Here is a 23,350-nt window from a genome sequence, read left to right as displayed (position 1 = left end):
GCGGCGGTCCGTGGAATTCCAGCACAGTGCCGGATCTCCAACAAGGCCCGTGGGCCATGCCGTGACCTACGTGACAGCATGTGAGTGGCGGGTCACCGGACGTAGAAAGTGATCTCCTGCATATCGGACTTATGTCCGCGAGTCGACCACGTAAGGGGGGTGTCCCAGTCGCCATGATCAGGAGCGGAATGATGCCTTCAGGCGCCCAATGTCCCTTTCGTCGGGGTCAGTTGCAGGCCTGAATTGACCGGTTTGCCCGGGGGGTGGTGAGCAAACTCACACGGGGTTCAGGGGGTCCTGGCGTCTTCGGAGGGGAATTGCATGTTTAGCCTGACGCTTTACAAGACGTAACACTTTGACAACCGCGTCCGCCAGAGCCCGTATCGGCCCTGGTCCGGGGGCCCGTACACGACAAGGTCACGTACAACGGTGAAGACGACGATGATGTTCCGCACGATAGCCAACCCGCGGCGCACGACGCTGATGCACCTCGATGGCGCGGACGAACTGCAGACCCTGGAGCAGCCGGAACACTCCGTCGACCTCCCCGCCAACACCGCCAACCCCCGCCGCACGATCCTCATGGAACTCCCCGAGACGGTCTCCGTCGGGCAGTAGTACGTGCCGCGGGTGCGGGTGATTCAGAAGTGCACGGCCGGCCGCGCGCCGTAATGCGCGCGGTCCGGCCCTCTTCACCGCGTTAGCCTGGAGCGTCAGACTCCAGCCGGCTCAGTGAGGGGCGCCAGGATCCCGTGCGCATCGCCAGATTCTCCATCGACGGGAACGTCGCCTTCGGCGCGGTAGAGGGCGACAAGCCGGACGAGCTCGTCCTCGACATCATCAAGGGCATCCCGTTCACGGACTTCGAGCTCTCCGGTACGAAGGTCCCGCTCAGCAAGGTCCGGCTGCTGCCGCCGGTGCTCCCCAGCAAGGTCGTGGCCTTCGGCCGCAACTACGCGGAGCACGCGCGCGAACTGGGCAACGAGGTCCCGGACGCCCCCTTCGCCTTCTTCAAGCCGTCCACCTCGGTCATCGGCTCCGGCGACGAGATCCAGTACCCGCCCTTCTCCGAGGAACTGCACCACGAGGCCGAACTGGCCGTGGTCATCGGCCGGTTGTGCCGTGAGGTCCCGCGCGAGCGCGTCCAGGACGTGATCTTCGGCTACACCTGCGCGAACGACGTCACCGCGCGCGACGTCCAGAAGCGCGAGAAGCAGTGGGCCCGGGCCAAGGGCTTCGACACCTCCTGCCCGCTGGGCCCCTGGGTGGAGACGGACCTCGACCTCGCGACGGCGTCCGACCTGACCGTCCAGCTCACGGTCAACGGCGCACAGCGCCAACTCGGCCGTACCAGCGAGATGATCCACTCGATCGAGGATCTGATCGTCAACATCACCGAGGCCATGACGCTGCTCCCCGGCGACGTGATCCTCACGGGCACCCCGGCAGGCGTCGGACCGCTCACCGTCGGCGACGAGGTCGCCGTCACCATCGAAGGCATCGGCACTCTCACCAACAAGGTTGTCAAGCGTGGCTAGCGCACCCGGTTCCCCCGTACGCGTCCGTTTCTGCCCCTCGCCGACCGGTAACCCCCACGTGGGCCTGGTCCGCACCGCCCTGTTCAACTGGGCGTTCGCCCGCCACCACCAGGGCACGCTGGTCTTCCGCATCGAGGACACCGACGCGGCCCGCGACTCCGAGGAGTCCTACGGCCAACTCCTCGACGCGATGCGCTGGTTGGGCTTCGACTGGGACGAGGGCCCCGAGGTCGGCGGCCCGCACGCGCCGTACCGCCAGTCGCAGCGGATGGACATCTACAAGGACGTCGCGCAGAAGCTCCAGGACGCCGGCCGCGCGTACTACTGCTACTGCTCCACCGAGGAGCTGGACGCCCGCCGCGAGGCCGCCCGCGCGGCCGGCAAGCCGTCCGGCTACGACGGCCACTGCCGCGACCTGACCGACGAGCAGAAGGCCGCGTACGTGGCCGAGGGCCGCACGCCGATCGTCCGCTTCCGCATGCCCGACGAGACGATCACCTTCACGGACCTGGTCCGCGGCGAGCTGACGTTCACCGCGGAGAACGTCCCGGACTACGGGATCGTACGAGCCAACGGCGCCCCGCTGTACACGCTCGTCAACCCGGTCGACGACGCCCTGATGGAGATCACCCACGTCCTGCGCGGCGAGGACCTGCTCTCCTCCACCCCGCGCCAGATCGCGCTCTACAAGGCGCTGATCGACCTGGGCATCGCCAAGCAGATCCCGTCCTTCGGGCACCTGCCGTACGTGATGGGCGAGGGCAACAAGAAGCTCTCCAAGCGCGACCCCGAGTCGTCCCTCAACCTCTACCGCGAGCGCGGCTTCCTGCCCGAGGGACTGCTCAACTACCTCTCCCTGCTGGGCTGGTCGCTCTCGGCCGACCAGGACATCTTCACGATGGACGAGATGGTCGCGGCCTTCGACGTCACCGACGTGAACCCCAACCCGGCCCGCTTCGACCTCAAGAAGGCCGAGGCGATCAACGCCGACCACATCCGCCTCCTGGACGTGAAGGACTTCACCGAGCGCTGCGCCCCGTGGCTGCGGGCCCCGTTCGCCCCCTGGGCGCCGGAGGACTTCGACGAGGCCAAGTGGCAGGCGGTCGCCCCGCACGCGCAGACCCGCCTCAAGGTCCTCTCGGAGATCACGGACAACGTCGACTTCCTGTTCCTGCCGGAGCCGGTCGAGGACGAGGCGTCCTGGACGAAGGCGATGAAGGAGGGCTCCGACGCCCTCCTGCGCACGGCCCGCGAGAAGCTGGAGTCGGCGGACTGGACCTCGCCGGAGTCCCTCAAGGAGGCCGTCCTGGCCGCCGGCGAACTCCACGGCCTCAAGCTCGGCAAGGCCCAGGCCCCGGTCCGCGTGGCCGTCACCGGCCGCACGATCGGCCTCCCCCTCTTCGAGTCCCTGGAGATCCTGGGCAAGGAGAAGACCCTGATCCGCATCGACGCCGCACTGGCGAAGCTCGCCGCGTAAGGCACCCGCACCTGAAAGGGGCGGCACCCGGACCACCGGATGCCGCCCCTTCGCCGTACCCCGCCCGGTACCGTCGAGGTCATGGTGATCAAAGCCGTGGTCTGGGACGTCGACGACACCCTCTTCGACTACACGGGCGCCGACCGGATCGGCATGGGCGCGCATCTCGCCGCCGAGGGGCTGCTCGACGGGTACGGAACCGTCGAGCAGGGGCTCGCTCGCTGGCGCGAGATCACCGACCAGCAGTGGGTGAGGTTCTCGGCGGGCGAGACGACCTTCGAGGGGCAACGCAGGGACCGCGTACGGGTGTTCCTGGGCGAGGAGCTGACCGACGCCGAGGCGGACACGTGGTTCCGGCGGTACATGACGCACTACGAGGCGGCCTGGGCGCTCTTCCCGGACGTGCTGCCCGTCCTGGACGCCCTCGCGGCCAGCCACCGGCACGCGGTGCTCTCCAACTCCAGCATCACCGTCCAGGACCGCAAACTCCGCACCCTCGGCGTGCACGACCGCTTCGAGGTCATCCTCTGCGCCGCCGAACTCGGCGTCTCCAAGCCCGAGGCCGGCGCCTTCCTGGCCGCCTGCGACGCCCTGGGACTCACCCCCGGCCAAGTCGCCTATGTCGGGGACCATCCGGAGATCGACGGCCGCGGTGCGGCGGACGCCGGACTGCTCTCGGTGTGGATCGACCGCGGCGGTGTGTACGCCGGCGGGGACGCCCCCGAGGGCCCGCACCGGATCGCCTCCCTCGCCGAACTCCCCATGATCCTCGGCTCGGATACCCGTTTTGGAGCCCCGTCCACCTTCAGGTAATGTTCTTCCTGCGCCGCCCGGGAGCGGGCCGAAAGGCCGGAAACCGAAGGCGCACGCTAGAACAAGATCCCCGCAGGGGCTTGAGTTCCAGTGGCCTATGGTGTAATTGGCAGCACGACGGTTTCTGGTTCCGTTAGTCTTGGTTCGAGTCCAGGTAGGCCAGCTCGCAGAGCTCATCTGCACACGTGGAGATCAACTCCACGAAGCCCCCGTTGTGTAGCGGCCTAGCACGCTGCCCTCTCAAGGCAGTAGCGCCGGTTCGAATCCGGTCGGGGGTACAGATCCTTCCCGGGGAAGCAGTACGGGTCGCACCCGCTGTATCCCATGCAGGATCGCTAGGGCCCCCGTTGTGTAGCGGCCTAGCACGCCGCCCTCTCAAGGCGGTAGCGCCGGTTCGAATCCGGTCGGGGGTACGCTTTTCCTTGAATTGCATTGGTCTATGGTGTAATTGGCAACACTACGGTTTCTGGTACCGTCATTCTAGGTTCGAGTCCTGGTAGACCAGCTCTGATCTGCGGAAACGCAGAATCTAGGCCCCCGTTGTGTAGCGGCCTAGCACGCCGCCCTCTCAAGGCGGTAGCGCCGGTTCGAATCCGGTCGGGGGTACGCAGACGATGGCTCTTCGCCTTAGCAGACGCTGAGGTGAGGGGCCGTTTCTGTTTGTTGGCGGGTGCGCGTTGTGTGTGGCTGGTCGCGCAGTTCCCCGCGCCCCTGGGTGGGAGACGGCACCCTGTGCCCAGAAGTGAACCTCGTTGATCTTCAAGGGCTGCCGCGGCGTTGAGGCTGGCCCCTGAAGTCGTGGGTTGTCAGCTGGTGCGGCGTAGGGCCTCTGAGAGGCGGCCGGCTGCGTCGATCACCGCTTGGGCGTGCATGCGGCCGGGGTGGCGGGTCAGGCGCTCGATGGGGCCGGAGACGGAGACCGCGGCCACCACGCGGTTGGAGGGGCCTCGGACGGGGGCCGAGACGGACGCTACGCCCGGCTCGCGCTCGCCGATGGACTGGGCCCAGCCCCTGCGTCGTACGCCCGAGAGGGCCGTCGCTGTGAAGCGGGCGCCCTGCAGGCCCCGGTGCAGGCGCTCCGGCTCTTCCCAGGCCATCAGGATCTGGGCGGAGGAGCCGGCCTTCATCGTCAGGGTCGAGCCAACCGGGACCGTGTCCCGCAGTCCGGACAGGCGTTCCGCGGCGGCGACGCAGATGCGCATGTCGCCCTGGCGGCGGTAGAGCTGGGCGCTCTCGCCCGTGATGTCCCGCAGATGCGTGAGGACCGGGCCCGCGGTCGCGAGCAGACGGTCCTCGCCCGCCGCCGCGGCCAGCTCCGCGAGCCGGGGGCCGAGAATGAAACGGCCCTGCATGTCACGTGCCACCATGCGGTGGTGCTCCAGGGCCACCGCCAGGCGGTGGGCCGTTGGTCGTGCGAGTCCGGTGGCCGCGACCAGCCCCGCGAGGGTGGCCGGGCCGGACTCCAGGGCGCTCAGGACAAGGGCCGCCTTGTCCAGAACGCCCACGCCGCTACTGTTGTCCATGAAACGATACTCCCGTCTCACTCTGTGAAACGCAAGTTCATTTTTCCGTGAGACGCGCAACCCTGGATGCATGGCGGCCCGAAGACCGACGGGCCTGGTGGCGGGTGCCCGGGTACAGGGGCGCGGGCGTCGCCTCCACAGATCTCTAGTTGGGCCGGCGCGTCATGGCCGGCCGGAGGGAAAGCGATGGGTAGGACACTCGCGGAGAAGGTCTGGGACGACCACGTCGTCCGGCGCGCCGAGGGCGAGCCCGACCTCCTCTTCATCGATCTGCACCTGCTGCACGAAGTGACCAGCCCGCAGGCCTTCGACGGACTGCGGCAGGCGGGGCGTCCCGTGCGCCGGCTCGACCTCACCATCGCCACCGAGGACCACAACACCCCGACCCTCGACATCGACAAGCCCATCGCGGACCCGGTCTCCCGCGCCCAGCTGGAGACGCTGCGCAAGAACTGCGCCGAGTTCGGGGTGCGCCTGCACTCGCTCGGCGACGTCGAGCAGGGCGTCGTCCACGTCGTGGGCCCGCAGCTGGGTCTGACCCAGCCGGGTACGACGGTCGTCTGCGGCGACTCCCACACCTCCACCCACGGCGCGTTCGGCGCGCTGGCGTTCGGCATCGGCACCTCGCAGGTCGAGCATGTGCTGGCCACCCAGACGCTGCCGCTGGCCCGCCCCAAGACCATGGCCATCACCGTCGACGGCGAACTGCCCGACGGCGTCACCGCCAAGGACCTGATCCTCGCCATCATCGCGAAGATCGGTACCGGCGGCGGCCAGGGCTACATCCTGGAATATCGCGGCTCGGCCATCGAGAAACTCTCGATGGAGGCCCGCATGACCATCTGCAACATGTCGATCGAGGCCGGCGCCCGCGCGGGCATGATCGCGCCCGACGAGACCACCTTCGCGTACATCAAGGGCCGCGCCCACGCGCCCGAGGGCGAGGACTGGGACGCGGCCGTCGCGTACTGGAAGACGCTGAAGACCGACGAGGACGCGGAATTCGACGCCGAGGTCGTCATCGACGGGCCCTCGCTGGCGCCGTTCGTCACCTGGGGCACCAACCCCGGTCAGGGCGCGCCGCTTTCGGCCTCCGTCCCCGACCCTGCTTCGTACGAAGACGCTTCGGAGCGCCTCGCCGCCGAAAAGGCCCTGGAATACATGGGGTTGGAGGCCGGTCAGCCGCTGCGTGACATCAAGGTGGACACCGTCTTCGTAGGTTCATGCACCAACGGCCGTATCGAGGACCTGCGGGCGGCCGCCGAGATCGTCAAGGACCGCAAAGTCGCCGACGGCGTACGGATGCTGGTCGTCCCGGGCTCCGCGCGGGTCGGTCTGCAGGCCGTCTCCGAGGGCCTGGACGTCGTGTTCAAGGACGCCGGTGCCGAATGGCGGCACGCGGGTTGCTCGATGTGTCTGGGCATGAACCCCGACCAGCTGGCGCCCGGTGAGCGCTCCGCGTCCACCTCCAACCGCAACTTCGAGGGCAGGCAGGGCAAGGGCGGCCGTACGCACCTCGTCTCGCCGCAGGTCGCCGCCGCGACCGCCGTGTTGGGCCATCTGGCCTCGCCCGCCGATCTGTCCGACGCCCCCGTGCCCGCTGGAGTCCGATAGCCATGGAAGCATTCACCACGCACACCGGCCGGGCCGTTCCGCTGCGCCGCTCCAACGTCGACACCGACCAGATCATCCCAGCTCACTGGCTCAAGAAGGTGACCAGGGACGGTTTCGAGGACGGACTCTTCGAGGCCTGGCGCAAGGACGCGAACTTCATCCTCAACCGCCCCGAGCGCAAGGGCGCGACGGTCCTGGTGGCAGGACCCGACTTCGGCACCGGCTCCTCCCGCGAGCACGCCGTGTGGGCGCTGCAGAACTACGGCTTCAAGGCCGTCATCTCCTCCCGCTTCGCCGACATCTTCCGCGGCAACTCGCTCAAGAACGGCCTGCTCACGGTGGTTCTGGAGCAGAAGATCGTGGACGCGCTGCAGGAACTCACCGAGCAGGACCCGCAGGCCGAGGTCACGGTCGACCTGGAGGCCCGCGAGGTGCGCGCCGAGGGCATCACCGCGGCCTTCGAACTCGACGAGAACGCCCGCTGGCGGCTGCTGAACGGGCTCGACGACATCTCCATCACCCTCCAGAACGAGGGCGACATCTCCGCGTACGAGGCCAAGCGCCCCTCGTACAAGCCGCGGACGCTTCCGGTCTGACCCAGCAGGCCGAAGCCTGACGAGTTTCGGCCACCACGGACCCTTCCTGTACCCCCGATCAGCCCGATCGGGGGTACAGCCATGTCTGTACCCGAACGGCCCTGCGAGCGTTCGCAGTCGCGCTCAACTTCCCACGTTAGTAAGGCTGTTGCAGGGGTAGCCGAGGGTTGTAACCGTGACTTCCGCAACCGCCCGGAAGGCCGTTTGAGGCATCAGTTGCGACCCCCGCAGGCGACAACTCGCCCCAGATGGCACAATCTGTGCATGGAACACGACGGCCAACTCAAGCTCTATGCGGCAGTCGCGGACCAACTCAAGGAAGCGCACACAAGGGTGCGCTCACTGCAAGTCCCGGAGGGCGTACGGATGGCGCTGACCCGGAAGCTGCTGGTCATTACGGCCGCGGCCAAGCACGATCTCGCCGACGCGGCAAGGCGTCTGGAGCGGTTCAGGTCGGACCTCGACGAGGGTCGATTCCCCGAAGAGGAACGCTGAACACGTCCCAGGCAGTCGAAACCGTTGCGGCACAAGGGTGATAAGCCCGTTTCGTGTTTGATTTGCGGTATATATCTGCCTAACGTGCGAAAAAGCTTGAACACTTTCGTTCTGGCAATGTCTCCGAAGGGGAAGACGTGAACAAGGCGCAGCTCGTAGAAGCGATTGCCGACAAGGTCGGTGGCCGTCAGCAGGCCGCCGAGGCGGTGGACGCGGTCCTGGACGCGATCGTCCGTGCGACCGTCGCGGGGGACCGGGTCTCGGTCACCGGGTTCGGCTCGTTCGAGAAGGTCGACCGTCCGGCCCGCTACGCCCGCAACCCCCAGACGGGCGAGCGGGTTCGGGTCAAGAAGACCTCCGTTCCGCGCTTCCGCGCGGGCCAGGGCTTCAAGGACCTGGTGAGCGGCTCGAAGAAGCTCCCGAAGAACGACGTCGCCGTCAAGAAGGCGCCCAAGGGCAGCCTGACCGGCGGAGCTTCCGCGACGGTCAAGAAGGCCGCGGCCAAGAAGGCCGCTCCCGCCAAGCGGGCGTCCGCCGCCGCCAAGAAGACGACGGCGAAGAAGGCGACGGCCAAGAAGACCACGGCCACCGCCAAGAAGGCGACCGCGAAGAAGGCCACGGCCAAGAAGACCTCGGCCACCGCCAAGACCGCCGCGGCGAAGAAGACCACCGCCAAGACGGCCAAGAAGGCCCCGGCGAAGAAGGCGACGGCCAAGAAGGCCCCCGCCAAGAAGTCGGCGGCGCGCACGACCACCGCCAAGAAGGCCACCGCCCGCAAGAGGTAAGGGCGTTCGGGCACTCACGCGCCGGGCCGGACTCCGCAACGGAGTCCGGCCCGCGGCGCGTTGAGAAGTCCTGGGGGCGCGGGGAGGGCTTCTGGCGTCTCTGCAGGGGCCGTTCGGAGGGTTCGTTCAGAAGGTCCGGGCGTCCACCGTGAGTTGAGAAGGCCCGCAGGCTGTCGGGAAGCCTCCCGGCGGCTCTGCAGGAGCCGTTCAGAAGGCTCAGAAGGTCTGGAGCGTCACCAGCGTGATGCGGCGGGCCTCGCCCGCGCCCTCGGTCTCGATCCGCACCCGCTGCCCGGCCCGCAACAGCCGCAGCCCGCCCGCGTCGAACGCCGACGCGTCGAAGGGCACCGGAGTCCCGTCGTCGAGCAGCACCTGCCCGCTGCGGGTGTCGGGGTCGTAGGTGTACGCGGTCGCCTGCATGGCCGCAGCCTAGTGCTCCGCGGTGGGCGAGGGGACGACGGCCCGGCAGCCCAGGGATCGGCAAGTGTGCGGCTGCGGGGCCGTCTCGGGGCGCCACCGCGAGGGTCGGTGCCGCCCCGCAATGCTCCCGGAGCGGCTCTGGGATCGGCCCGTGCCTCGTCGGCCCTCCGTCGCCGGCGGGACTACTGCCCCGGGATCAGCAGTTGTGCGGCCACCGCCGCCGTCCGTGGGCCCACGCCCAGTGCGAGCGCCGCGCGCAGGTCGTCGCCGGTGTCCACGTCCTGCCGTACCGAATCCACCGTGTCGAGAGGGAGCTCCACCGCGCCGGACGCGCGATGGCGGGCGCGGGATTCCGTGCCGAATGCCGGGAGCAATTCCCGGTGCGGGGCCGCGGCCAGCAGTGTGGTGCCGATTGCGGCCGCGTCGGCGAGAAAGGCGCGGGGGAATTCGGCGGCCGCGTCCAGTACCCGGGCCAATTCCTGGGGGCGCAGTGCCGGGAGATCGGCGTTGAGGGCCGCCACGGGACTTCCCGGGCGCTCGGCGCGTATGACGGACGCGCCGTGCGCCAGAGCGCTGTTCAGGCCGCCCGGCGGTTCGTCGGCGACGATCCGCGCGCCCAGCGCGGCGAGCTCGCGGCCGGCCAGGGCGTCGCCCGTGACGACCGCCACATCCCGGACCGCGGGGCAGGCCAGGGCCGCTGCCACGGTGTCCTGGGCGAAGGCCAGGGCGAGGCCGGGGCGCAGCGTGTCGGCCGCGGTGTCCGAGAGCCTGCTCTTGGCCTGAGCCAGGGCTTTCAGGGGTATGACCAAGGTCCACTGCACGAGCGTTTCGTCCCTCTCTTGTCGCGGCCATTGTCACTCAGCCGTCACCTGGTCCATCTGGCGGTCGCGCCGTCGGGGCGTACGGTGTTCTCGACAGACCGACGGCCTGGGGCGACACTTGTGCGGCCCCCCGGGCCCTGGAGGAAGGTGTTCGCGTGTCCCGCCGCAGAATCGGCTTCTGGTACCGCCTCGCAGCGGTGATCGCCAAACCGCCGCTGGTGGTTCTGATCAAGCGGGACTGGCGAGGAATGGAGCACATTCCGGCCGACGGTGGATTTATCACCGCGGTGAACCACAATTCTCACATCGACCCCTTCGCGTACGCGCACTTTCAGTACAACACCGGGCGCGTTCCGCGATTCCTCGCGAAGAGCGGTCTTTTCAACAAGGGATTCGTCGGCGCCATGATGCGCGGCACCGGACAGATCCCCGTCTACCGCGAGACCACCGACGCGCTGAGCGCCTTCCGGGCCGCGATCGACGCCGTGGAGCGCGGTGAATGCGTCGCGTTCTACCCCGAGGGCACCATCACCCGGGACCCCGACCAGTGGCCGATGACCGGCAAGACCGGCGCCGCGCGCGTGGCCCTGCAGACCAAGTGCCCGGTGATTCCCGTCGCGCAGTGGGGCGCCAACGAACTCCTGCCGCCGTACGCCAAGAAGCTGCACGTCCTGCCGCGCAAGACCTCGCACGTCCTCGCGGGCCCGCCCGTCGACCTCTCTCCCTTCTACGACAAGGAGATGTCCCCGGACGTCCTCAAGGAGGCGACCGAGGTCATCATGGCCGCCATCACGGGCCTGCTGGAGGACATTCGCGGCGCGAAGGCGCCCGACACCCCCTACGACCCGCGCCAGGAACGGATCGAGCAGCGGCGCAGGACCGCCGAGCAGACCCGGCAGGCGCAGGCGCACGCGAAGGCCGAGCGGGAAAAGGCCGATCTGGAGAAGGCCGAAGAGGCGAAGGCCGAACAGGCAACGGCCGCACAGGAAGAGGGGCAGGGCGCGTGAGCAAGTCCGTCAAGGCGGCGGTGTTCAGCGCCGGTTCATGGGGCACGGCGTTCGGCATGGTGCTGGCCGACGCGGGGTGCGAGGTCACCCTGTGGGCGCGCCGCCCGGAGGTCGCCGAGGCCATCAACTCCACGCGTACGAACCCCGACTACTTCCCCGGCGTCGAACTCCCGGAGAACCTGCGGGCCACCACCGACCCCGCCGAGGCCGCCGCCGGCGCGGACTTCACGATCCTGTCGGTGCCGTCCCAGACGATGCGCGCCAACCTCGCCGAGTGGACGCCGCTCCTCGCGCCCGACACGGTCGTCGTCTCCCTCATGAAGGGCGTCGAACTCGGTTCCGCCATGCGGATGAGCGAGGTCATCGAGGACGTCGCCAAGGTCGGCGCGGACCGCATCGCCGTGGTCACCGGACCCAACCTGGCCCGGGAGATCGCCGCGCGGATGCCGGCCGCCGCCGTGGTCGCCTGCACCGACGAGGCCGTCGCCCAACGCCTCCAGTCCGTCTGCCACACGCCGTACTTCCGCCCGTACACCAACACCGATGTGGTCGGCTGCGAGTTGGGCGGCGCGGTGAAGAACGTCATCGGGCTCGCCGTCGGCATCGCGGACGGCATGGGCCTGGGCGACAACGCCAAGGGCTCGCTCATCACGCGCGGGCTCGCCGAGACCACCCGGCTCGGCATGGCGCTGGGCGCCGACCCGCTGACGTTCTCCGGACTCGCGGGCCTGGGCGACCTGGTGGCGACCTGCTCCTCGCCGCTGTCCCGCAACCACACCTTCGGCACCAACCTCGGCAAGGGCATGACCCTCCAGGAGACCATCGCGGTCACCAAGCAGACCGCCGAGGGCGTCAAGTCCTGTGAGTCCGTGGCGGACTTGGCCCGCAGGCACGGAGTCGACATGCCGATCACCGAGACGGTCGTCGACATCGTGCACGAGGGCAAGCCCCCGGTGGTCGCCCTCAAGGAACTGATGTCGCGCAGCGCGAAGCCCGAACGACGCTGAGCGACCCCGCTCTGCGGACGCTGACTCAAGCCACTACCAACGGGTACTCTCAACGCGATATGAGCACCGAGAACCTCCCCCAGAGCCCTGAGCAGCCTGCTCGTAAGCCGCGTGTGGCCGTCGTGTTCGGCGGTCGCAGCTCCGAACACGGGATCTCCGTGGTCACCGCGGGCGCCGTGCTGCGGGCCATCGACCGGAGCAAGTACGACGTCCTGCCGATCGGCATCACCCAGGACGGCCGGTGGGCGCTCACCGCCGACGAGCCGGACCGCATGGCGATCACCGACCGCCGTACGCCCAACGTCGAGGAACTCGCCGAGTCGAGCGAGGGCGGTGTGGTGCTCCCCATCGACCCCGCCAACCGCGAAGTCGTCTACAGCGAACCGGGATCGGTGCCCAAGGCGCTCGGCGAGGTCGACGTCGTCTTCCCCGTCCTGCACGGCCCCTACGGCGAGGACGGCACCCTGCAGGGCCTGCTGGAGCTCTCCGGTGTCCCGTACGTCGGTTCGGGTGTGCTCGCCTCGGCCGTCGGCCAGGACAAGGACTACATGAAGCGGGTGTTCACCTCCTTCGGGCTCAAGGTCGGCCCGTACGTGGTGATCCGGCCGCGCGAGTGGGAGCGCGACGAGTCGGCCGCCCGCAAGAAGATCGTCGACTTCGCCGCCGAACACGGCTGGCCGCTCTTCGTGAAGCCCGCGCGCGCGGGCTCCTCGATCGGCATCACCAAGGTCGACGACCTCTCCGGCCTCGACGAGGCGATCGCGGAGGCCCACCGTCACGACCCGAAGATCCTGGTCGAGGCGGCGCTTCGGGGACGCGAGATCGAGTGCGGGGTGCTGGAGTTCGAGGACGGGCCGCGAGCGAGCGTGCCCTCGGAGATCCCGTCGGCGGACTCGCACGCGTACTACGACTTCGAGGCCAAGTACATCGACTCCACTCCGGGGATCGTGCCGGCGCCGCTGACGCCGGAGGAGACCGAGGAGGTACGGCGGCTCGCCGTGGACGCCTTCGAGGCGGCCTCCTGCGAGGGGCTCGTCCGCGCGGACTTCTTCCTCACCGAGGACGGCGAGTTCGTGATCAACGAGATCAACACGATGCCCGGCATGACGCCGATCTCGATGTACCCGCAGATGTGGGCGGCGGCCGGCGTCAGCTATCCGGAACTGGTGGACCTCCTGGTCCAGGCGGCCCTGCGCCGCTCAACCGGCCTGCGCTGATTGAGGCTTGGGCTAGTCGGCGATCCCTTCGGGGATCGCCTTCTTTATTGATGAGGCCAGGTCTACAAGGGGTGCCACGCCGTTTCCCGTGCGGGCCTTGGGGATGGTGACCTCCACGTACGCCGTCCGCAGCGTCGTGGTGAAGCGGAACGATCCGTCGTCCTGTTTCTCCAGCAGCCAGCCGACGCCGTTCACCTCGACCCCGTCGGCCTCCGGATCGCTCATCTTCTCGGGCCGTTCGACACCGCAGCGCAGTATGATCGCCGCGTTCCCCCAGCCCGCGGTCAGCGCGGACGCGGGCGAGGGATCCCGGCGGGCCTGACCGTCGACCTTCGACGGCAGCGCACTGTCCAGTTTCCGGCACAGCTCGGTGACCTTCGTACCCGGCGAGGGAACCGCCGCCGACGGGCTGTCGTCTGCTGAGGAGCAGCCCGTCGCGGCGAGCAGCAGGGCGAGGGCCGGCGGCCCCAGGACAGTGCGGTGCCGGTGACGGAAGAAGTTCACCGGCCAAGGGTAGACGGGGGCTACAGATGCACGACCGGGCAGGTCAGGGTGCGGGTGATGCCGTCCACTTGCTGGACCTTCGCGACCACCATGCGGCCGAGGTCGTCCACGGTGTCGGCCTGGGCACGCACGATCACGTCATAGGGTCCTGTCACGTCCTCGGCCTGGATCACCCCAGGAATCTTGCTGATCGTCTCGGCGACGGTCGACGCTTTGCCGACCTCCGTCTGGATCAGGATGTACGCCTGTACCACGGAACCTCCAGGGCGGCCACGAGGATCATGTGGGGAAAAGGAACGCCACGGTATCGCGTCGCCGCTCACCGCGGGGAGACCCGCGGAGAGGGAGGACCGTGTGCCGAGGCGCGGGCACGACAGAGGTTGACGGTCCTTACGACCGTATCGAGGACACTGATGACGCGCGACCGGGCACGGCCGGGGACAGAAGGGGAGCAAGGGACATGAAGGGCACTGTTGGTGAGCTGGGAGAGTTCGGGCTCATCAGGGAGCTCACCTCCCGTCTCACCACCACCCCGGCGGTCCGGGTCGGCCCCGGCGACGACGCCGCCGTGGTCGCCGCGCCCGACCGACGGGTCGTGGCCAGCACCGACATCCTCCTTGAGGGGCGGCACTTCCGCCGGGACTGGTCCACCGCGTACGACGTGGGCCGCAAGGCCGCCGCGCAGAACCTCGCGGACATCGCGGCCATGGGCGCCGTGCCGACCGCGCTGCTGCTCGGTCTCGTCGTCCCGGCCGAACTGCCGGTGACCTGGCCGAGCGAGCTGATGGACGGGCTGCGCGACGAGTGCCAGGTGGCGGGCGCGTCCGTGGTCGGCGGCGATGTCGTACGAGGCGACACGATCATGGTGTCGATCACGGCGCTCGGCGATCTGCGCAACCACGAGCCCGTCACCCGGGGCGGTGCCCAGCCCGGCGACCTCGTCGCGGTGACCGGCTGGCTGGGCTGGTCCGCGGCCGGATTCGCGGTGCTCTCCCGCGGTTTCCGCTCGCCGCGGGCCTTCGTGGAGGCGCACCGGCGCCCCGAACCGCCGTACCACGCGGGTCCGGCCGCCGCCGCGCTCGGCGCGACCGCGATGTGTGACGTCAGCGACGGGCTGATCGCCGACCTCGGGCACATCGCCGAGGCCAGCAAGGTCCGGATCGACATCCGGTCCGGCGCGATCGACATCCCCTCGCAGATGAACGACATCGGGCAGGCCGTCGGGGTCGACCCGATGCAGTGGGTGCTGACCGGGGGAGAGGACCACGCGATCGTGGCGACCTTCGCGCCGGACGTGAAGCTGCCGGCCCGCTGGAAGGTCATCGGCGAGGTGCTCAACCCCTCGGCGCTGCCCCAGGTGACGGTGGACGGGGCGCCCTGGACCAGCAAGGGCGGCTGGGACCACTTCGGGGACATCGAGTCGTGAAGCCCAACGTCCTTACCGTCGCCGGCTCCGACTCCGGTGGCGGGGCCGGTATCCAGGCCGACCTGAAGACGATGCTCGCGCTCGGCGTGCACGGCATGAGCGTCCTCACCGCGGTCACCGCGCAGAACTCCCTGGGCGTGCAAGGTGCTTGGGAGCTGCCGGTGGAGGCGGTGCGGGCGCAGTACCGCAGTGTCGTGGACGACATCGGCGTCCAGGCCGTGAAGACCGGGATGCTGGCCTCGGCCGAACTCGTCGAGGCCGTCGCGGAGTTGATCGGCGGGACGGACGTGCCGACCGTCGTCGACCCGGTGGGCGTCTCCAAGCACGGCGACCCGCTGCTGGCCGCCACCGCGCTGGAGTCGGTACGCAAGCGGCTGCTGCCGGTCGCCACGGTGGCGACCCCGAACCTGGACGAGGTGGCCCAACTGACCGGCGTGCGCGTCGAGTCGGAGGAGCAGCTGCCGGAGGCCGCCGCGGCCGTGCTGGCGTACGGGCCTCGGTGGGTGCTGATCAAGGGCGGTCATCTGGCGGGCGACGCCGTGGACCTGCTCACCGACGGCTCCGCGGAGCACTGGCTGCGGGCACCCCGCTACGACAACCGGCACACCCACGGCACGGGCTGCACCCTCGCCTCGGCGATCGCGTCACAGCTGGCGAAGGGGGAGTCCGTGCCGGAGGCGGTACGGGCCGCGAAGGAGTACGTCACCGGGGCGATCGCGGCCGGCTTCGCGCTCGGCGCGGGGATCGGGCCCGTGGACCACGGCTGGGCTCTCAGGCCGGAGGCGGGGCCGGGTACTCCCGCGGTGTGATGGCCGCGGCCGCCTCGATGTCCGTGTGCGGGGCCGGCCGCCTGCGCAGGCGGACATCTGCGGCCGGCGGTCCCGGAGGGCGGCTGGGCGGCGTACAGGCCGTCTGCGAGGCGTCGTGCGGACACAGCAAAAAGCCGGTCCACACGAGGTGGACCGGCTCAGTGCGGCGAACCAGCAGTGGCTACGCGCTCAACAGTGCGTCAGCGCGAGACCTTGCCGGCCTTGATGCACGAGGTGCAGGCGTTCACGCGCTTCGGCGTCCCACCGACCACGGTACGTACGCGCTGGATGTTCGGGTTCCAGCGACGGGGCGTACGGCGGTGCGAGTGGGAGATGTTGTTGCCGAAGCCCGGGCCCTTGCCGCAGACGTCGCAGTTGGCAGCCACGGGTCACTCCAAAGACTTCAGATGCACTTACGGTTGATCCCGGCATGCCGGGATCGAGATCGCTGAAACAGAGATCTTGGTGGCGCTGCCAGGGGAATGGCCCGATGTGGATCGGGCAACCGGAGCAGCATACAACGGCTGCGCCAGTAGAACGAAACTACCACGGCTGCTCTACGCTTCCTGCAGTCCAGCAGCTCAGGGAGGCGCAGGTGGCGCAGGTGCCGCAGACATTCTTCGATGCTCTCGCGGTGCGCACCTGGTGCGGTCTCGCGCTGACGGCACTGGGCCGCGCGCGCGAGGAGATCGACGCGATCAACGTCTTCCCCGTGGCCGACGGGGACACCGGCACCAACCTGTATCTGACCATGGAGTCCGCGGTCACGGCCGTGGAGGCGGTGTTCGCGGCCCACGAGGTGGGCCCCGGGACGCCGGAGAAGCCGACGCTCGCGGACGCCACGCACGCGATGGCGCACGGCGCGCTGATAGGCGCCCGGGGGAACTCCGGGACCATCCTCGCCCAGTTGCTGCGCGGCATGGCCCAGGTGCTCGCCGTCGACGGTGAGACGCCTCACACCGACGGTTCCGGTCTCCGCCTCGCCCTGCGGCACGCCGCCGACTCCGCCCGCCAGGCCGTCGCGCACCCCGTGGAGGGCACGGTCCTGTCGGTCGCCTCCGCCGCGGCCGAGGCTGCCGAGGAGGCGGAGGGCGACTGCGGGACGGTCGCGCGGGCCGCCTACGAAGGGGCTCGTACGGCGCTGGCCGCCACCCCTGGACAACTCGCCGTCCTCGACCGGGCCGGGGTGGTCGACGCCGGTGGGCGGGGGCTGGTGGCGGTGCTGGCCGCGTTGGTGGAGACGTTCACGGGGGAGACGCCGGGGGCGGTCGTGGTCTTCGGGGGGCACGCACGCGTGGAGGCCGATACGGCCGCTGCCGCCGACGACGTGACCCTCGAAGAGTGCGCCCCCGCTTCCGACTCCCCTGAAGAGGGCGGTCCCGCCTACGAGGTGATCTACCTCCTGGAGGCCGAGGACACGGCCGTGAACCGGCTGCGGGCCCGCCTGGACGCCCTCGGGGACTCGCTCGTGGTGGTCGGCGGCGACGGGCTGTGGAACGTCCATGTGCACGTGGACGACGCCGGCGCCGCCGTCGAAGCGGGCGTCGAGGCCGGGCGGCCGTACCGGATCCGGATCACCCACTTCGGGCTCGGTGACGTCCATACGACGGGTGCCGAGCGGCCGCCCCGGGAGCGCGCCCAGCGGGCCGTGGTCGCGGTCGTGCCGGGCGAGGGCCTGGCCGGGCTGTACACCGAGGCCGGCGCGACCATCGTGCTCGCACGGCCCGGGGAGCCGCCCGCGAGCGGGGAGCTCGTCGAGGCCGTACGGCGGGCCCACGCGCGCGAGGTGGTGCTGCTGCCCAACGACGCCGACCTGCGCCACACCGCCGCCGCGGCGGCCGAGCAGGCCCGCGCCGAGGGCATCCGGGTCGCCCTGATCCCGACCCGCTCCGCCGTCCAGGGCATCGCGGCACTCGCCGTGCACGAACCGGAGCGGCGCTTCGACGAGGACGTCGTGTCGATGACGTCGGCTGCCGGCGCGACCCGGTACGCCGAGGTCGCGGTCGCCGAGCGCCAGTCCTGGACGATGGCCGGCATCTGCCAGGCCGGTGACGTGCTCGGCCTCATCGACGGCGACGTGGCCGTGATCGGCTCGGACGTCACCGCCACCGCCGAGGCCGTCCTCGACCGCATGCTCTCGGCCGGCGGCGAACTCGTCACCCTCGTCCTGGGCGACGAGGCCCCCGACTCCGTCACCACCCGCCTCGAAGCACGCGTGCGTGAGGGGTACTTGGCCGTGGACACGGTGGTGTACCGGGGTGGGCGGCAGGGGGCGTTGTTGTTGATCGGGGTGGAGTAGGGCACGGTCGCTTCACCTGCGGTCGATCGCCGGCCCACCCCGAGGCACCCTCACCCGGCGTCGCGCCCGCCCGCCCGGCGCTACGCGCGTCAGTCCGCCCCCTGTTCCAGGACCACCTCGAGCATCTGTTCCGCCTCCGCCCGCCTCGCCTGGGCCGTCGTGTCCTCCTTCGTGGCGCCGTCGTACGCCGAGAGGACCGAACGGGCGCGGGCCGCCGCGCGGTTGGGGCGGCTGAGGTCGGACTCCAGCCAGCCGGCGGCGAGTTCGGCGCCGGTGCGGCTGTCCAGGGCGCCGTCGCCGAGCGGGACGAAGACGGCGATCGCCTCGTCGACCTGGGCCAGGGCCGCTTCGAGTGTCGCGCGGATCGCCTCGTCGTCGGCGTCCTCGGCGGCGGAGCGGGCCAGCAGGTCGCCGAACTGGCGGTGGGTGTGGCCGAGTTCGGCGACGAGCCGCAGCCGTGCCGTGTCGTCGTCCACGCCGTCGCCCAGGGCGTCCTCGCAGGCGCGGACCGCGTCCGCCATGAACTCCCGTGCCGCTTCCCTGCCGTCCTCGTCCTCCACCCGGAGCGCGAGCCACGCGCGGGCGCGCAGGGAGCGGACGAGGCCGTGGACGTTGTCGAGCGACTGCCACAGGTCGCCCGCGCGCGCGTAGGCCTGGTCCGCCTCGGCGAGCAGCCCCGCGTTGCCGAGGGACTCGGCGGCGAGGTGCGCCAGCGTCGCGTGGTCCTGCTGCTCGGGCCAGTGCCGGGCGATCTCGGCGGCCTGCAACCGGCGTTCGGCCGCCGCGCGGTGTTCGCCGAGTTCGCTCAGGCAGTCGCCGAGCCACCACTGGGTCTGGACGATCGCGCCGTCGCCGTGCGTCTCCGCGGTCAGGTCGGGCAGCGCCGACTCCAGCACCTCCGCGGCCTCGGCCCACCGCTCCCGGCGCAGCAGGACCCCGCCGAGCTGGTGCCGTGCCAGGGCGCCCAGGGTCGGACCCTCGCCCGCCTCATCGGCCCAGTGCGCCGCCTCCAGGGCGTGCTCCGCGGCCTCCTGGAGCAGTCCCCGGCCGCCGAGCACCTCGCCGAGCTGGAGGTGCAGCTGGGCCCGCCCGACCGCCTCCAGATGCGGCCCGCCGTGCTCCAGCGCTGCCCGCAATGCCCGCTCCGCCTCCGGGACATCGCCCAGATGGTGCGCGAGGCCCGCCAACCGCGCCTCGTACTCCACGGCGAACCAGGGCAGCCCCGCCGTCACGAACTTCTCCGAGGCCCGTCCGAACAGCTCCGCGGACTTCTCCAACTCACCGCTCTGCAGCGCCAGTTCCGCCAGCATGGCCTGCCCCTCGGCGGACCGGGACGCCAGCCGTACGTCCCCCTCGCCCCGTCCGTCGACCAGCGCGAGCAACTCCCGCACGGCGGCATCGGCGGCTCCGAGGACCGTCTCGTCGACGCCCTCGCCCGACTCGCCCGCTTCATGCGCCCGCCGCATCAGGATGCGGGCCCGGCCCATCAGCACCGACGCCGTCTGGCGTACGCCGGTCGCTTCATCGGCGTAGAGCGCGAGGACCTCGTCGTAGAGGTCGGTGACCATCGCGACGGCCTCGTCGACATGGCCGGACAGGGCGCGGATGTAGGCCGCACGCGCGCGTGCCGCGAGGGCCTCGCCGGGGTCGCCCGCCTCGGCGTACAACTCGGCGGCCCGCTCGAAGAGTTCGGCGCCCTCGGGGCCCCGGTCCATCGCCTCGTGGTCGACGATCTCCGCACGGTCGCGGGCGTCCAGCTCGACGCCCTCGGCGGCCCGCGCGACCGCCGCCCAGGCCGGGACGGCGTTCGGCTGAAGGGTGTCGGACAGCCGCCGCGCCTCGGCCAGGAGGGTGGGCAGGTCCGGTGCCGAGGCGGTCTCGGCGACCGGAACCACAGGCGGAGACACGGACGCGGGGCGGGTCGCGCGCACCCCGAGCGGCAGCCGTTCCACCAGGGGGCGTTGGTCCATACGCGCGCGTGCCCGCTCGCTGACGTACGGCGTGCCGTTGCGCTCGTCGAACCGGGCCGCCAGGGCGAGGGCCTCCGCGCGTGCGTGCGGGGCGAGTTCGCTCGCGGTCCAGGTCCGGCCGGGCGGTCCGGGCACCTGCCGCTCGCCGAGGCCGAGTTCGGTCAGCCGGTCCATGAGCAGCGCCACCACCGACAGGAAGTCCAGCCTGCTGCGCGGCTGTCCGGCGTCGGTGAAGTACGCCGGGCGCTCGGCGAGCAGTTCGAGTCCGCGCGCCTCGTTGCCCGTCAGCGCGCAGAACTCCACGTGGTCCGCGTACGCGCCCCGCATGCTCTCCATGGACCGCACCAGCCGGAAGCCCCGCAGATGGTTCGCGCGCGCCTCGTCCGTGCGGCCCAGGCGCAGCAGGGGCGTCAGGGAGGAGGCCAGCGCGGTGTGCGGCTCGTGGGCGCAGGTGAACTCGCCCTCCAGGACCGGCCGTAGCAGCTCCAACGCCGCCTCGTCCCGGCCGCGCTCCGCCTGCCACCAGCCCTGCCCCTGCAACTCGCACGCGTGGCAGTCGGCCATGCCGTCCCGGTCGGCCGCCAGCCACGCGTCGAACGCCCGCTCCGCGCGCGGGACGTCACCGATGTGCGCGGCCACGCTGAACTCGGCGCTGCGCACCGCCCGTTCGGAGTGCCCGGCGAGCCGGTAGCGGTGCTCCATCTCGCCGAGCCACTTCTCGATGGAGGCGAGCGGGACGTGCGGCTGGTCGAGCATGCCGGACGACATCCACTTGAAGACCCAGTGCAGCGAGTGCGTCTCGTACTCGTCGAAGTCCTCGGGCCGCTCGTCCCACATGCGCAGCAGACGCGCGAAGGGGACGAACATCTTGTCCTTCTCGGAGCTGTAGTTGTAGACCTTCAGCTGATGTCCGAGCGCCTCGATCACGGCCAGCGGGATGTTCAACTTCTCGGCCTCGGCGAGCAGTTGCTCCGCGCGCGCGTTGCGTGCGGGACCCTCCGGGCGTTCGGAGTTCTCCGCCATCTCCTGGCGGAGCGAGTCGAAATCGGTGATCTCACTCATCAGTGACCGCCCCCCGCGGTGTCGGAATCGGAGCCGGGGTCGGCTTCGCCATGGGTGGCCCATTCCAGCAGGCCGATGAACGACCGGTTCAGCAACGCCGTGTCCGCAGGCCGCAGCGGACGCTGAGCCATCAGCAGCGCCTGTCCGTACAGCGACTCCGTTGCCGTGCCGATGAGTTCGGGATCGCCGATCGAACTGATCCTGCGGATCAGCGGGTTGAGGTGGTTGAGCACCAGACGCGCGCGTGGCGTGCTGCCGCGCAGCGAGCCCAGGATGCCCGCCCACAGGTCGTCGGCGCCCTCCTCGGCCGCCGCGCGGGCCTGTTCGTGCCGGGCCTCCCGGTCGTCCAGGTGCAGCGCGGGCACGGACAGCGGGTGGAAGGCGCGCAGGACGACGTCACAGCCCAGGGGGTCGAGCTTGGCCCGCGCGGCCGCCAGGAAGCCCGACAGGGCCAGCTCCTCCGCCGGGTCGACCGTGTCCAGATGAGCGGTCACCGTGTCCGCGTCCAGCTCGGCGACCACCGTCCCGGGCCGCACCGACGGCAACGCCTCCACCAGCTCGCTGTCGTACGTGTAACCGCCGTTGACGACCCCGACGCCCTGCGCGGACGCGATCGGCGCGACCTGCCGGTACTCCTCCACCGTGCGCGTGAAGTGCACCACCGGGTGCCGCTGCGCGAACTCCTCCAGGGACAACCGCCCGTCGGTCGTCTCGAAGGGCAGCCACGGCAGCATCGTGCGCAGCATCTCCTTGTCGTGCCGGGCAAGCGACTTGACGCCCAGGTGGTGCACGGACAGGAACGCCGAGAGCCGCTCCGGATCGCCGGCCGCCAGACCCGTCAGCCAGGACCGGATCCGCTCGCCCAGCGCGTCCCGTACGGCCGCCAGCGTCTCGTCCTCGTACAGCGACTCCCGCGAGGCCGTGGGCCGCAGGCTGTCGGTGTCCAGCACGCAGCGCACGAAGAACGCCCAGTCCGGCAGCAGCTGTTCGGCCCGCTCGGTCAGCAACATCCCCTTCAGGTGCACCCGGTGACTCGCCCGCTGCGCCGGACTCACCGCCGACGGCAGCACGTACGCCACCCCGCGGATGCCCGCCAGCGGCACGGCCAGCTCGATCGAGTCGAGCGGCGTGAAGCCGAACAGGTCGTGACAGTGCCGGGCCAGGGCCACCCTGCGGTTGGCGGGGGAGGGGTAGGAGCGGTCCCAGGGCGCCGGCAGATCGGTGACCGCCTCGTCGCCGACCCGGACGTCGTACGGCAGCAGCGCTCCGAAGTCCCGTGCCAGCGTGAGCACGCGCGCGGGGGCGAGCCACTCGGCGGCACCCGCGCGTGCCACCAGGTGCACGGTGGTGCCCGGTTCGGGCCGCGCCTCGTGCGGCAGCGTCCGCACGGTGTACGAACCGTCGTCGCTCGCCGTCCACTCCACGGGGGCCGCGTCCGGCGTACGCGCGCTGCGGCTGACGACCCGGATCCGCTCGGCGACGACGAAACAGGCCAGCAGACCGATGCCGAACTGCCCGAGGAAGTCGGAGCGGGCCGCCTCCAGCCCCTCGGCGCGCTTGGAACTGCGCCCGATGGTCGCGAGCAGGTTGTGCACGTCCGCCTCGGTGAGCCCCACACCGGTGTCCTCGACCCGCAGGACGCCGGCCTCGGCGAACAGCCGTACCCGCGCCGGGGCGTCGGGCTGCTCCGCGCGCCGGGCGGTGATGGCGTCCACCGCGTTCTGCAGCAGCTCGCGGAGGTAGACCTTGGGGCTGGAGTAGAGGTGGTGGGAGAGTAGATCCACCAGGCCACGCAGATCGACCTGGAACGTATGAGGTGGCTGGGACGGCTGGGATGACTGTGAGGTCTGGGAGTCCATCGTCGCAGCGCCGCTGGGGGGAACTTACGCACGGCGCGGGGTCGGGCGGTCCCTGGTTGGGGTGGTGACCGCGGGGGATGGCCGGAGCGCGCCATCCTAAAGCCCGAA

General features: G+C 70.5%; 22 protein-coding genes and 5 tRNA genes. 19 read left to right on the top strand and 8 right to left on the bottom strand.

Annotated elements, in window-relative coordinates:
* Positions 1 to 429 precede the first annotated feature (429 nt).
* The 9 genes from ACWDR3_RS13865 to ACWDR3_RS13825 all read left to right on the top strand — a co-directional run bounded on the left by ACWDR3_RS13865 (position 430) and on the right by ACWDR3_RS13825 (position 4,434).
* On the top strand, positions 430 to 618 hold the full coding sequence (locus tag ACWDR3_RS13865; RefSeq protein WP_450352699.1) for a hypothetical protein: 189 nt from the start codon (positions 430 to 432) through the stop codon (positions 616 to 618).
* 134 nt (positions 619 to 752) lie between these two features.
* Positions 753 to 1,538, top strand: a complete 786-nt coding sequence (locus ACWDR3_RS13860; protein ID WP_123997513.1) for a fumarylacetoacetate hydrolase family protein — start codon at positions 753 to 755, stop codon at positions 1,536 to 1,538.
* A complete protein-coding gene (gene gltX / locus ACWDR3_RS13855) occupies positions 1,531 to 3,015 on the top strand; it encodes a glutamate--tRNA ligase (RefSeq protein ID WP_450352698.1) in 1,485 nt (494 codons plus the stop codon). Before ACWDR3_RS13860 ends, gltX begins: the two co-directional genes overlap by 8 nt.
* An 81-nt stretch (positions 3,016 to 3,096) precedes the next feature.
* Positions 3,097 to 3,828 carry an HAD family hydrolase gene (locus ACWDR3_RS13850; protein ID WP_450352697.1) on the top strand — a complete coding sequence of 244 codons (732 nt, stop codon included), beginning with the start codon at positions 3,097 to 3,099 and terminating at the stop codon, positions 3,826 to 3,828.
* A 91-nt stretch (positions 3,829 to 3,919) separates the two neighbouring features.
* Positions 3,920 to 3,991 (top strand) — tRNA-Gln (locus ACWDR3_RS13845).
* 42 nt (positions 3,992 to 4,033) lie between these two features.
* Positions 4,034 to 4,106 (top strand) — tRNA-Glu (locus ACWDR3_RS13840).
* 62 nt (positions 4,107 to 4,168) lie between these two features.
* A tRNA-Glu gene (locus ACWDR3_RS13835) sits at positions 4,169 to 4,241 on the top strand.
* Positions 4,242 to 4,261: 20 nt separating this feature from the next.
* Positions 4,262 to 4,333, top strand: a tRNA-Gln gene (locus ACWDR3_RS13830).
* 28 nt (positions 4,334 to 4,361) lie between these two features.
* Positions 4,362 to 4,434 (top strand) — tRNA-Glu (locus ACWDR3_RS13825).
* A gap of 200 nt (positions 4,435 to 4,634) precedes the next feature.
* On the opposite strand, the gene ndgR is transcribed toward ACWDR3_RS13825, so the two are convergent.
* Positions 4,635 to 5,351, bottom strand: a complete 717-nt coding sequence (gene ndgR, locus ACWDR3_RS13820) for an IclR family transcriptional regulator NdgR (RefSeq protein ID WP_123997509.1) — start codon at positions 5,349 to 5,351, stop codon at positions 4,635 to 4,637.
* Positions 5,352 to 5,537: 186 nt separating this feature from the next.
* Here ndgR and leuC point away from each other — a divergent pair, with 186 nt between their 5' ends.
* The 4 genes from leuC to ACWDR3_RS13800 all read left to right on the top strand — a co-directional run bounded on the left by leuC (position 5,538) and on the right by ACWDR3_RS13800 (position 8,841).
* Positions 5,538 to 6,965, top strand: coding sequence for a 3-isopropylmalate dehydratase large subunit (gene leuC / locus ACWDR3_RS13815; protein ID WP_123997508.1), 1,428 nt, complete (start codon positions 5,538 to 5,540; stop codon positions 6,963 to 6,965).
* Positions 6,966 to 6,967: 2 nt separating this feature from the next.
* Positions 6,968 to 7,561: a 3-isopropylmalate dehydratase small subunit gene (gene leuD, locus ACWDR3_RS13810; RefSeq protein ID WP_450352696.1), complete on the top strand. Its 594-nt coding sequence runs from the start codon at positions 6,968 to 6,970 to the stop codon at positions 7,559 to 7,561.
* Between the two features lie 264 nt (positions 7,562 to 7,825).
* Positions 7,826 to 8,056, top strand: coding sequence for an SCO5555 family protein (locus tag ACWDR3_RS13805; RefSeq protein WP_123997506.1), 231 nt, complete (start codon positions 7,826 to 7,828; stop codon positions 8,054 to 8,056).
* A 137-nt stretch (positions 8,057 to 8,193) separates the two neighbouring features.
* Positions 8,194 to 8,841 (top strand): HU family DNA-binding protein, encoded by a 648-nt coding sequence (locus ACWDR3_RS13800; protein ID WP_450352695.1) that lies wholly within the window; start codon positions 8,194 to 8,196, stop codon positions 8,839 to 8,841.
* A gap of 216 nt (positions 8,842 to 9,057) precedes the next feature.
* On the opposite strand, the gene ACWDR3_RS13795 is transcribed toward ACWDR3_RS13800, so the two are convergent.
* Positions 9,058 to 9,261 (bottom strand): hypothetical protein, encoded by a 204-nt coding sequence (locus ACWDR3_RS13795; RefSeq protein ID WP_450352694.1) that lies wholly within the window; start codon positions 9,259 to 9,261, stop codon positions 9,058 to 9,060.
* Between the two features lie 182 nt (positions 9,262 to 9,443).
* Complete coding sequence (gene cofC / locus ACWDR3_RS13790; RefSeq protein WP_450352693.1) at positions 9,444 to 10,082, bottom strand: 2-phospho-L-lactate guanylyltransferase; 639 nt, start codon at positions 10,080 to 10,082, stop codon at positions 9,444 to 9,446.
* Positions 10,083 to 10,237: 155 nt separating this feature from the next.
* Between cofC and ACWDR3_RS13785 the strand changes: the two genes are divergently transcribed.
* The 3 genes from ACWDR3_RS13785 to ACWDR3_RS13775 are packed head-to-tail and all read left to right on the top strand — an operon-like array spanning position 10,238 to position 13,313.
* Positions 10,238 to 11,089: a lysophospholipid acyltransferase family protein gene (locus ACWDR3_RS13785; protein WP_450352692.1), complete on the top strand. Its 852-nt coding sequence runs from the start codon at positions 10,238 to 10,240 to the stop codon at positions 11,087 to 11,089.
* On the top strand, positions 11,086 to 12,096 hold the full coding sequence (locus ACWDR3_RS13780) for an NAD(P)H-dependent glycerol-3-phosphate dehydrogenase (RefSeq protein ID WP_450352691.1): 1,011 nt from the start codon (positions 11,086 to 11,088) through the stop codon (positions 12,094 to 12,096). The genes ACWDR3_RS13785 and ACWDR3_RS13780 overlap by 4 nt, the downstream gene beginning before the upstream one ends.
* Before the next feature lie 59 nt (positions 12,097 to 12,155).
* Positions 12,156 to 13,313 carry a D-alanine--D-alanine ligase family protein gene (locus ACWDR3_RS13775; protein WP_450352690.1) on the top strand — a complete coding sequence of 386 codons (1,158 nt, stop codon included), beginning with the start codon at positions 12,156 to 12,158 and terminating at the stop codon, positions 13,311 to 13,313.
* Positions 13,314 to 13,325: 12 nt separating this feature from the next.
* On the opposite strand, the gene ACWDR3_RS13770 is transcribed toward ACWDR3_RS13775, so the two are convergent.
* Positions 13,326 to 13,817, bottom strand: a complete 492-nt coding sequence (locus ACWDR3_RS13770) for a DUF3515 domain-containing protein (protein WP_450352689.1) — start codon at positions 13,815 to 13,817, stop codon at positions 13,326 to 13,328.
* Positions 13,818 to 13,837: 20 nt separating this feature from the next.
* Positions 13,838 to 14,071 carry an Lrp/AsnC family transcriptional regulator gene (locus ACWDR3_RS13765; protein ID WP_003997603.1) on the bottom strand — a complete coding sequence of 78 codons (234 nt, stop codon included), beginning with the start codon at positions 14,069 to 14,071 and terminating at the stop codon, positions 13,838 to 13,840.
* A 206-nt stretch (positions 14,072 to 14,277) separates the two neighbouring features.
* Here ACWDR3_RS13765 and ACWDR3_RS13760 point away from each other — a divergent pair, with 206 nt between their 5' ends.
* The gene (locus ACWDR3_RS13760; protein WP_450352688.1) at positions 14,278 to 15,243 is read left to right on the top strand and encodes a thiamine-phosphate kinase; all 966 of its coding nucleotides are present in this window, start codon (positions 14,278 to 14,280) and stop codon (positions 15,241 to 15,243) included.
* Entirely contained in the window at positions 15,240 to 16,052 is an 813-nt protein-coding gene (thiD, locus tag ACWDR3_RS13755) for a bifunctional hydroxymethylpyrimidine kinase/phosphomethylpyrimidine kinase (RefSeq protein ID WP_450352687.1), read from the top strand. The genes ACWDR3_RS13760 and thiD overlap by 4 nt, the downstream gene beginning before the upstream one ends.
* Before the next feature lie 200 nt (positions 16,053 to 16,252).
* Here thiD and rpmB read toward each other — a convergent pair whose 3' ends face one another.
* Positions 16,253 to 16,438 (bottom strand): 50S ribosomal protein L28, encoded by a 186-nt coding sequence (gene rpmB, locus ACWDR3_RS13750; RefSeq protein WP_004924906.1) that lies wholly within the window; start codon positions 16,436 to 16,438, stop codon positions 16,253 to 16,255.
* A 209-nt stretch (positions 16,439 to 16,647) separates the two neighbouring features.
* Here rpmB and ACWDR3_RS13745 point away from each other — a divergent pair, with 209 nt between their 5' ends.
* Positions 16,648 to 18,351 carry a DAK2 domain-containing protein gene (locus tag ACWDR3_RS13745; protein ID WP_450352686.1) on the top strand — a complete coding sequence of 568 codons (1,704 nt, stop codon included), beginning with the start codon at positions 16,648 to 16,650 and terminating at the stop codon, positions 18,349 to 18,351.
* Between the two features lie 89 nt (positions 18,352 to 18,440).
* Here the strand turns inward: ACWDR3_RS13745 and ACWDR3_RS13740 are convergent, their stop codons facing one another.
* Both ACWDR3_RS13740 and ACWDR3_RS13735 read right to left on the bottom strand, forming a co-directional pair.
* Positions 18,441 to 21,383, bottom strand: coding sequence for a tetratricopeptide repeat protein (locus ACWDR3_RS13740; RefSeq protein WP_450352685.1), 2,943 nt, complete (start codon positions 21,381 to 21,383; stop codon positions 18,441 to 18,443).
* Positions 21,383 to 23,242: an HSP90 family protein gene (locus ACWDR3_RS13735; protein ID WP_450352684.1), complete on the bottom strand. Its 1,860-nt coding sequence runs from the start codon at positions 23,240 to 23,242 to the stop codon at positions 21,383 to 21,385. Before ACWDR3_RS13735 ends, ACWDR3_RS13740 begins: the two co-directional genes overlap by 1 nt.
* Positions 23,243 to 23,350: the final 108 nt, after the last annotated feature.

The sequence above is a fragment of the Streptomyces sp. NPDC001002 genome, from assembly GCF_053599215.1.
This window is presented reverse-complemented; position numbering and strand designations above follow the sequence as displayed.